The organism is Parasphingopyxis sp., assembly GCF_052168295.1.
GTDB lineage: Bacteria > Pseudomonadota > Alphaproteobacteria > Sphingomonadales > Sphingomonadaceae > Parasphingopyxis.
On the sequence record NZ_JBQLZN010000067.1, the window covers coordinates 72,218 to 81,507 of the forward strand.

Consider the following 9,290-nt stretch of genomic DNA (forward strand, 5'->3'; position numbering starts at 1 on the left):
TGAATATCGGACAGCTTATCGGATCGACCCGGTTTTCTACCGGCATGGCGATTGCTTCGATCCTCCCGGAGCGCCTCTATCCAAGCATTCCCGCAGTCGCGTGCAGAATTTTCGGATATCCGCTTAAATACTGTAATTCCAATGACTTCACTCGGTAGCTCCCCTGTCACCTATGCCGTCTAGCTCGCAGCTGCACAATCAGGGAGGTCGCGATGCGGACGAGTCGGTTCTTAATCGGAAGTTGCGGATTGGCGCTGATGGCAGCGCCAGCCTTTGCTCAAAATGAGGGCGCGAATGATATCGATCCCGATTTGTTGAACGATCCCAACGTCATCATCGTCACCGGCCGCGCCGGGGCCGGTGAGCTTCTGCGCAACGAGGCGAGCTACGCAATCACGACGCTGGACGAAGAACGGCTCCGGCTGGAAAATCCGCTCAGCGTTGCGGATATTTTCAGAAGCGTGCCGGGTTTCTGGGTCGAGGCGTCGGGCGGCGAAGCATCGAACAATATTCGCGTGCGCGGCATTCCGCGGGACGGCTATTCCGCAATCGGGCTCTATGAAGACGGCCTGCCGGTTCAGCATGACCCGGGTCTCGGCTTTCTCAACGCCGACCAGTCCTTCCGCTTCGACGAGACCTATGAGCGCGTCGAGGCCGTGCGCGGCGGGCCTTCTTCCATTTTCGCATCCAATGCCCCGGGCGGCCTCGTCAATTTCATCCCGCGGCGCGGCGGCGATGAGTTCGAAGGTCTGTTCCGTGCCCAGATCGGCGATTACGATCTCTATCGCGGCGACGCCTGGATCGGCGGGCCGCTGGGCCCGGATATCGGGTTCAGCTTCGGCGGCTTCTATCGGATCGACGACGGCATCCGCGATACGCAATTCCGCGCCAATGAGGGCGGTCAGATCCGGGCGAACATTTCGGGCGAAGTCGGCCCCGGCAGGTTCTTCGTCGATGTCAAACATCTCAACGACAGCGTGACCTTCTTCCTGCCGGTCCCGCTGACCTTCGACGCGGACGGCGATACGGCCGAAGTGCCCGGGTTCGATGCGCAGTTCGGCACCTATGCCGGGCGGCCGACCGACGATCTCACGTTCCGCAATGTCGGCGGCGATTTCCTGTTCGATCTCAGCCGCGGCACCGATATCGAGCTGACGCAGATCACCGCGCGGCTGGAGCTCGAACTCGGCGGCGGCTTCGAAATCCAGAACGGGTTTCGCTATCGCACCTCCGATACTGTGCGGAACGGGCTTTTCCCCGCGACTATAGTCAGCGGGGCCGACCGTCTTGATGGGGTCCGCGCGCAGTTGTTAGCCACCGTGCCAGGCGCGGTCGATGTGCAATTGCGTTATGCCGATACCGGAGAGCTGTTCGATCCGGTCGGACAGAATGGCAGTGGGCTGACGAGCGATGCCGTGCTGTCCTCGGTCGAGATTCCGATCGACGAGATCACCAACGATGTGCGGATCGCAGGCCAATTCGAAGCCGGCGGTATGCACGACATCGCCATCGGCTTCTATTTCTCCACTTTCGATGTCGGTTTCCGCCGGTTCGGCAGTATCGCGTTGCTCGAAGTCGCGGATAATGCGCGGCTGCTCGATGTCGTCGCCGTCGATGCCGATGGCAATCCGCTCTTCATCGCGACCGAAAACGGCATTTCGCGCTATGGCAGCCAATTCAACAATGCCGAAAATACATCCGAAGTCATCGCCTTCTACGCGTCGGACGAATGGTCGATTACCGACGAGTTGCGGCTCGACTTCGGCATTCGCTGGGAGCAACTGCAATTTCAGGGTTTTGTCGGAGAGACGACGAGCGTCGATCTCGGCGTCCCAACAACTATCGCCGACGATCAGGTGCTGACTGGCACCGGAACCGCGAATTTCTTCGACCGCACGTTCGACGATTTCGGCTTCACGGTCGGCGCGAACTGGCAGTTCAACCCCGATTTCGGCATTTTCGGGCGCTACACCCAGACCTTCCGCCTGCCCAACGCCACCGACTTTCTGGGCAGCGCGACGCGAACCGATCTCGTCAAAGAGGAAATCCAACTTGCCGAACTCGGCATCAAATATTCGGCACCTTTCGCCGATCTCTATCTGACCGGCTTCTACACCTATTTCGAGGGCGTGCGGTTCAACGAAAATGTGTTCGACCCGGCGACCGGCGATTTTATCCAGCGCACCGAATTTGCCGATACCGAGACCTGGGGCATCGAGGCCGAGGGCGTGATCCGGCCAGTCGAATTTTTCGACCTGACGTTCAACGCCACCTATCAGAACCCCGAATTCCGCAATTTCGATTTCACCGCCGTGGTGGACGGCGATCCGGTGCCAACCAGCTTTTCGGGCAATCAGTTGTTGCGCGTACCCGAATTCAGTTTTCGCGTTATTCCGGGCCTCAACCTGCTCGACGGGCGCGTGCGCATTCAGGGCGTAATCGAATATTATGGTGATCGCTTCGCCGATGCGGCGAACGAGGTGAAACTGCCCGCCTATACGGTACTCAGCGCCAGCGCGCGGTTCGACGTTACGGACAATTTCTCCCTCTATGTTTATGGCGACAATCTGACCAATAAGATCGGCCTGACCGAGGGCAATCCGCGTGCCGGCCAGTTCATCAGCGGCGATGCCGGCGCCGAATTCTATCTCGCTAGACCGATACTGGGGCGCAGCTTCCGCGCCGCTGCGCTTGTCCGGTTCTGACGGTGAAATATGCGATCATTGCGCTGGTTGCCCTGTTCATATGGGAGCGGGCCGCCAACGCACAGACGCCCGATATGGTTCTGACCGGAACGATCAGCGGCACCGATCATCAGAGTTACATCGAACGGCGTTTTGCCGTGCCAGACGGTGTGACGGCGCTAACAGTCACCTTCGAATATGACCGCGACGCCAATGTGGTCATCGACCTAGGCCTGTTCGACGGCGAACGGTTCCGCGGGTGGAGCGGCGGTAACAAGGCGCGCTTCACGGTCGGCATCACAGAGGCAACGCCTTCCTATCTTGCCGGTGCGATGCCGGCGGGCGAATGGACGCTGATCCTCGGCGTTCCGAATGCCGGTACGGGAGCCTCCGCCGATTATCGCGCCGAGATCGTTTTCGACGACGCGGCAACAGCACCGGCCGGTTTCGCCGAGGCGCCAATACGGTCCGAACCCGACTGGTATCGCGGAGACTTTCATGCCCATACGGGTCATAGCGACGGAATGTGCGCCAGCATGAGCGGCGCCCGTTCCCCCTGCCCTCTCTATCGCAGCGTCGCGGCCGCAGCGGACCGCGGTCTCGATTTCATCGCGATCACCGAACATAACACGATATCGCATTTTGGCGAGATGCGAGCGCTCCAGCCAGCATTCGACAGGTTGCTACTCGTGCCGGGGCGCGAAATCACGACCTTTTACGGCCATGCTAATCTCTTCGGTCCCACCGGCTTTATCGATTTTCGCCTGGGCAGCGAGGATATGCCGACGATGGACGCAATGCTTGATCAGGCCGAAGCGCGCGGCGGCCTGTTTTCGATCAACCATCCGGGCCTGCCCTCCGATGCACGATGTATGGGGTGCGGATGGACGGCCGAGAACACCGATTGGTCGCGCATTGGCGCCATCGAGATTGCCAATGGCGGTGCTATCGCCGCGGCAGGCGGTGTAGTGGAATCCCCCATATCCGGCATTCCCTTCTGGCATGAGCTGCTGAACCAGGGCTATCGGATCACGGGCATCGGCGGCAGCGACAATCACAACGCACAATTGGAGATCCCCGATCCGCGCGCCATCGGACGGGTGTCGACGGCGGTCTGGGCCCGCGGTCTTTCGCTTCCAGCCCTTATCGAAGGGGTGCGGTCAGGTCGTGTCTTCATCGATCTTGTGGGACCGTCCGGCCGCATACTCGATCTTGCTGCGCGCGCGGGAGACCGTGAAGCTGTGATGGGCGATAGCCTCGCCGTACGCGATGGCGAGACGATCGCCTTTCGGTTGACCGTCAGTCAATGTTCTACATGTACGGTGGAAATCATCCGCGACGGCGCAGCGATTTCGGTGTTGGCAGATGAACATATCGTTGAGGAAGGCACCGCCCTCGTCTTCGAATTGCCGGCTCCGGAGCGGCATAGTTGGGTACGGGCGAACGTTCGAGATCGGACCGGCCGCCTGCTAATCATCGGCAATCCGATCTATCTCTCTTCTGAACGACAATGATAGCGTAGCCCTCAAACTCGTATCTTAACTTGCCGATATGATCGGATCATGTTCGATACATGCTCCGACGTGCCATGGATTATTCCACGAAATGGTTTTGCTTTAGCCTGAACGAATTTGCAGTGGCCTGAGAATTAGGCGTTTAAATCTTTGATATTACTTAATGTTTTGGCGGAGAGGGTGGGATTCGAACCCACGGTACCCATAAGGCACAACGGTTTTCGAGACCGCCCCGTTCGACCACTCCGGCACCTCTCCGCATGAGTCTGGTGCACCGGCGACAAGCGCCGGGCGGGCCGTTCAAGCGGCGCGCCTTAGCTTACCCCACAGCGCTTGCCAAGACGGTCCTTGCCACGAAAGGGCCCCGGACCTACATTATTCGCCAATGGACCCGGATATTCCCTCCCCGCGCGAGCGCAGCGAACTGGCGAAAGACGCGCCGCCGATCGCCCATGCGACCTTCACGATCGGCGATATCGTGAAGCACCGCATGTTCGATTTCCGCGGCGTGATCTTCGATATCGACCCGGTCTTCGCCAACAGCGAGGACTGGTACGAGGCGATTCCCGAGGATATCCGCCCGCGCAAGGACCAGCCCTTCTATCACCTGCTGGCCGAAAATGCGGACAGCAGTTACGTCGCCTATGTCAGCCAGCAGAATCTGCTGCACGACGAAAGCGACGAGCCCGTCGACCATCCGGCCATTGCCGGGATATTCGACGGCATCGAACGGGGCCGCTACACGCTGCGGCCCGAACACCGCCATTAAATCCCGCCGGCATGTGGAACCGACAGGAACAGACAAGAACCACATGAACGGTAGGAGACGATAGTTTTGGCAACAGCAGCACCGGCAATGGATCCGTCCGCGGTATCCCGCCCCTCGCGCCTTCTGGCCTTTTCTGAACTGCACCGGGCGATGTTCGAGATGGCGGCGCTGCCGCTCTCTTCGCCGCTCCTCTATTCGGCGCCGCGCGGCGACGGGCATCCCGTCATGGTGCTGCCCGGCTTCATGGCGAGCGGCCGATCGACGCGGATCATGCGGCGCTATCTCGACCGGCTCGGATACGACACCTATTGCTGGGACCTCGGCCGCAATCTCGGCCCGCGGGCGATCGGCGCCGACGGCGAGCATCTGATCGAGAAGCTCCACCGGATTCACGACGATACGGGCCAGAAGGTCAGCCTGGTCGGCTGGAGCCTCGGCGGCTCGATGTCCCGCCAGCTCAGCGAGCGGGTGCCGGACAAGATCCGCCAGGTGGTCACCCTCGGCTCGCCGCTGCGCGGCCGCGCGCAATCGACGACCGTGTGGCGCGTCTATGAAGCAGCGACCGGCGAACGGGTCAGCAGCGACAAGGTGCGCGAGCAGATGGCCGAACTCGCCGCGGCGCCCAAGGTGCCGACGACGGCCGTCTATACGAAGGCCGACGGCGTCGTGCCGTGGCAGAACTGCCAGGTCACCGAAAGCCACCATTCGGAAAATGTCGAAGTCTATGGCAGCCATTGCGGCCTCGGCGTCAACGGAACGGTGCTGTACCTGGTCGCCAACCGGCTGGCCCAGGCCGAAGGCGAATGGGCTCCGTTCGAGGCGAGCGGGATTCAGTCGGCGATCTTCCCCTCGCGGAACTAGCGCAGAACCCATCGTCGTTGCGAGGGCCCGCGGCAATCCAGAGCTGCAAAGGTCTGCGCTTAATACCCCGTATTGCTTCGCTGCGCTCGCAATGCCGCTTTCGTTATTCCGCCAAACCAGCCCTTACCCGGCCTTTTCCTTCTTCTTCGCCGTCCTTTTCGCGCCCTTCTTCTTCGCGGGCCTGGGCGCGGCGAGCGCGGCCTTCAGTTCCTCGAACGTCTCGCGCAGCGCGGCCGCATAGTTTTCCGGATCGCTGACCGCATCGCGATCGGCGGTAAAGGACAGGGTCAGCGTCCCGCCGGAGCTGTAGACGATGTTGATCAGGCCCATCCCGTCGAAGATCGGCCCGACGCCGAACTGCTCGATCAGCCGCGCGCCGGCGAAATAGATATCCATCGGCGGGCCGGGCACATTGGTGACGACGCAATTATAGGCCGGCGAATGTGCGTTCGCGAGGCCGGCCCGCGCATAGAGCCGCGCGCCGAGCCCCATCAGCGCCCCCGGCGTCATCCCGCTCATTCGCGAGAGATTGCGCGCCCCGATCGCGTTCGTGAGCTCTTTCGACTTCTGCGCCGCGTCATGGACATGTTCGAGCCGCTCGACCGCGTCCTCGATATGCGTGCCGAGGCCGACGATCATCGCCGAGACCTGGTTGCCGAGATCGGCCTTCTGGTCCTCGGCGCGCACCGAGATCGGCGCCATGGCCGTCATTTCGTCCTTGGGCAGATCGTTTTTCGAGATCAGATATTTGCGCAGGCCGCCGCCGAATATGGACAGGACGACGTCGTTGACGGTCGCCCCCCCGATCCCGGCCTTGATCGCCTTGATCTCGTCGAGATCGAAGCGCACGCCGTCGAACACGCGGTGCGAGGACACGGTCCGGTTGAACAGCGTGTTGGGCGCGGTACCCCGGACCGGCAGCTTGAGATCGCGGGTCAGCAGCCCCGCGCCCGCCTTGGCGAGGCCCGGAATGCTCCGCGCGACGATATCGGCCATCTTGAAGGGCTGGCGCACCGCGTTGATCTGCGCGCGCACGAGCAGTTCGGCATCGGCGGGCTTGTTGTCGGGTTTCCACTCCATGTCGAATTGGCGCTCGGGCAGGTCGGGCGTGACGTCGTGCACCGCGGTCGTGATCTCGACGCCCGACATGCCGTCGATCGCGGCGTGATGGACCTTGGAGAGGATCGCGATGCAGCCCTTGGGCAGCCCCTCTATATTGTCGAGCCCCTCGATCACCGTGAACTCCCAGAGCGGCTTGGTGAGATCGAGCGCGCGGCCGTGGAGGCGCGCGGCGAGGATGCACAGCTGCCGCCAGTCGCCGGGTTCGGGCAGCGCGATATGGCGGACATGATATTCGAGATCGAATTCGGGATCCTCGATCCAGTAGGGATGATCGAGATCGAAGGGCACCCGCACCAGCCGCCGGCGAAAGGCCCAGGCGCCGTCCAGGCGGCTCTCGATAAAGGCCAGCACCTCCTTGAAGCGCAGCTTGCCGTTGGGCGATGTCGACGGATCGTAGATCGCCAGTGAACCGATATGCATCGGCGTGGACGGCGTTTCCATATAAACGAACGCCGCGTCCATCGGACTGAGTTGCTGCATCATTCTCTCCCCTCGGCAGGTCCGGTTCCGGCCGGATTCTCTGTCTGCTGCGATTTACGCTACGGCAATTCGGCAAAATTTGATACTGCCGGGCCATCGACGGCCGCGTCCATCCCGAAACGATACAGGCGGCGAATGCGGCGGTCAGCGCGGTTCCCGCCACATGGCTTCGAGCGGCGGCGCGCCCGGGACCGGTTCGAAATGCTCCATATGCGCGAACCCGTGGCCGGCGTAGAAGCCGTGATTGCGCGGGTTGGAATTCTCCAGATAGGCAGGCAGCCCGGCCCGGTCGCAGGCGGCGAGCATCGGCGCGAGCAGGGCGTGTCCGAGGCCGGTTCCCCGCGCGGACGAGCGGACGCCGATCGTGAAGAGATAGGCATGCGGCTCTTTCGGGCGTTTGCGGGTCATCTCGGCCTCGGCCGCCATGCCGCGCCGCACCGCCGCCAGCCCGGCGAGCCGCGTCATATGAAAGCCGATGTCGAGCGTGGCGAGCGGCGACACGGCCTTGCTCGCGCCCGGCAGCAGCCACATCGTCGCGCCGCTGTCCCCGGCCAGATGGCAAACGCCGCGCGGCAGGTAGAGATGCCGCGCCTGGCGGCCGAAGATCGCCGGCATGGCGCGCCTGTTGCCGAATATCCAGCGCGACACGGGATCGTCCTGAAACGCATCGCCCGTGATCGCACCGATCGTCCGCCAGTCGACGCGGTCCGCATGGCGGATATCGTCGGGAAGCCGGATCAGCAGTTCAACCATCGCGCGCCTCGTTTTGCCAGATCACGGTCCGGCATCCGACGAAACGCCCCAGCCGGTCAAGTTCGGCGGCGAGCTTGTCCCGCCGCGCCCGGCCCCATTGGACGCCCGGTTCGGGCCAGACATTGTGAACCGTCAGCACGCCCTTTTTCCGATCGGCCCTGGCCTCGATCCGGCCGACGAACCGGTCGCCCTCGAGCAGCGGCATGACATAATAGCCCCATTTGCGCTGGGCGGCGGGCACGAAAATCTCGATCCGGAAATCGAAGCCGAACAGGCGCGCGAGCCGCTTCCGGTCCCGCACCGCCGGATCGAAGGGATTGAGGATGCGCAGGCGCGAGGTCGGCGCCGGCAGATCCGCAAGCCGCCGTTCGATATCGGGATGCGCAAAGGCCTTGAGCGTGCCGCCATCGGCGCATTGCAGTTCGACGGCGACCAGATCGCCGGCATTCGCCTTGCGCCAGGCCTTGACCTCGGGCAGCGCCGCCGCGTCCCAGAAGCGCATGACGTCGCCTTCGGTGCCGAAGGCCAGCCGGGCGAGCGCCGACCGGCACAGCCAGTCGATCTGCGCCTCGTCGGCTATCTCGGCCGCGCGCAGATGATCGGGGATCACGCGTTCGGCGAGATCGTAGAATTTGGTGAAATTCTCCCGGTGAGATGTCGCCAGCTCGCCCCGAAACCACATATAGTCGAGCGCGATCTTGTGCGGCGGGCGCACCCACATCGCCTTGGCCGGCGCCTTGGTGTCGAAGGCATGGGTGGAGAGCGGGCCTTCCTTCTCGATCCGCGCCTTGATCGCTGCCCGGCCCTCGGCGTCGAGCATGGACCGGGTGCTTTCCCAGCGGTGGATCTTCTGTTCGAGCCGCCGGAACTGCCGCTGCCAATAGGGATAATAGTCCATCGGCAGGACCGAGGCGTCATGGGTGAAATGTTCGAAGACCGCCCGCTCGTCGGCGAGCAGCCGCCCCAGCATCGGCTCGCGGTAATTCTGGTTGCGCGACCAGAGAATGTGATGGTGCGCGCGGGCGACGGCGCGGATCGTATCGAGCTGGACGAAGCCGAGATCGCGGATGATCCCCATGACGTCGAGCGGCCCGGTCGGCGTCGCCG

General features: G+C 62.7%; 7 protein-coding genes and 1 tRNA gene. 4 read left to right on the forward strand and 4 right to left on the reverse strand.

Annotation, left to right across the window (positions count from 1 at the left end; translation table 11 throughout):
- Positions 1–257 precede the first annotated feature (257 nt).
- Positions 258–2,705 carry a TonB-dependent receptor gene (locus tag ACTS1Z_RS11180; protein WP_442624545.1) on the forward strand — a complete coding sequence of 816 codons (2,448 nt, stop codon included), beginning with the start codon at positions 258–260 and terminating at the stop codon, positions 2,703–2,705.
- A gap of 2 nt (positions 2,706–2,707) precedes the next feature.
- A complete protein-coding gene (locus ACTS1Z_RS11185) occupies positions 2,708–4,198 on the forward strand; it encodes a CehA/McbA family metallohydrolase (protein ID WP_442624546.1) in 1,491 nt (496 codons plus the stop codon).
- 169 nt (positions 4,199–4,367) lie between these two features.
- On the opposite strand, the gene ACTS1Z_RS11190 is transcribed toward ACTS1Z_RS11185, so the two are convergent.
- Positions 4,368–4,456, reverse strand: a tRNA-Ser gene (locus ACTS1Z_RS11190).
- Positions 4,457–4,583: 127 nt separating this feature from the next.
- Here ACTS1Z_RS11190 and hspQ point away from each other — a divergent pair.
- Positions 4,584–4,967: a heat shock protein HspQ gene (hspQ, locus tag ACTS1Z_RS11195; RefSeq protein WP_442624547.1), complete on the forward strand. Its 384-nt coding sequence runs from the start codon at positions 4,584–4,586 to the stop codon at positions 4,965–4,967.
- A 66-nt stretch (positions 4,968–5,033) separates the two neighbouring features.
- Positions 5,034–5,828: an esterase/lipase family protein gene (locus tag ACTS1Z_RS11200; protein WP_442624548.1), complete on the forward strand. Its 795-nt coding sequence runs from the start codon at positions 5,034–5,036 to the stop codon at positions 5,826–5,828.
- Between the two features lie 123 nt (positions 5,829–5,951).
- Here ACTS1Z_RS11200 and ACTS1Z_RS11205 read toward each other — a convergent pair whose 3' ends face one another.
- From ACTS1Z_RS11205 to ACTS1Z_RS11215, 3 genes are all read right to left on the reverse strand, one after another.
- Entirely contained in the window at positions 5,952–7,430 is a 1,479-nt protein-coding gene (locus ACTS1Z_RS11205) for a WS/DGAT/MGAT family O-acyltransferase (RefSeq protein WP_442624549.1), read from the reverse strand.
- A gap of 144 nt (positions 7,431–7,574) precedes the next feature.
- Entirely contained in the window at positions 7,575–8,183 is a 609-nt protein-coding gene (locus ACTS1Z_RS11210; protein WP_442624550.1) for a GNAT family N-acetyltransferase, read from the reverse strand.
- The coding region (locus ACTS1Z_RS11215; RefSeq protein ID WP_442624551.1) for a winged helix-turn-helix domain-containing protein at positions 8,176–9,290 on the reverse strand (1,115 nt) is incomplete at its 5' end. The genes ACTS1Z_RS11210 and ACTS1Z_RS11215, both read right to left, overlap by 8 nt.

Coding starts and splice junctions, on each gene's coding strand:
- ACTS1Z_RS11180 (WP_442624545.1), top strand. CDS start 258: ATGGCAGCGCCAGCCTTTGCTCAAAATGAGGGCGCGAATGATATCGAT.
- hspQ (WP_442624547.1), top strand. CDS start 4,584: ATGGACCCGGATATTCCCTCCCCGCGCGAGCGCAGCGAACTGGCGAAA.
- ACTS1Z_RS11205 (WP_442624549.1), bottom strand. CDS start 7,430: ATGCAGCAACTCAGTCCGATGGACGCGGCGTTCGTTTATATGGAAACG.
- ACTS1Z_RS11210 (WP_442624550.1), bottom strand. CDS start 8,183: ATGGTTGAACTGCTGATCCGGCTTCCCGACGATATCCGCCATGCGGAC.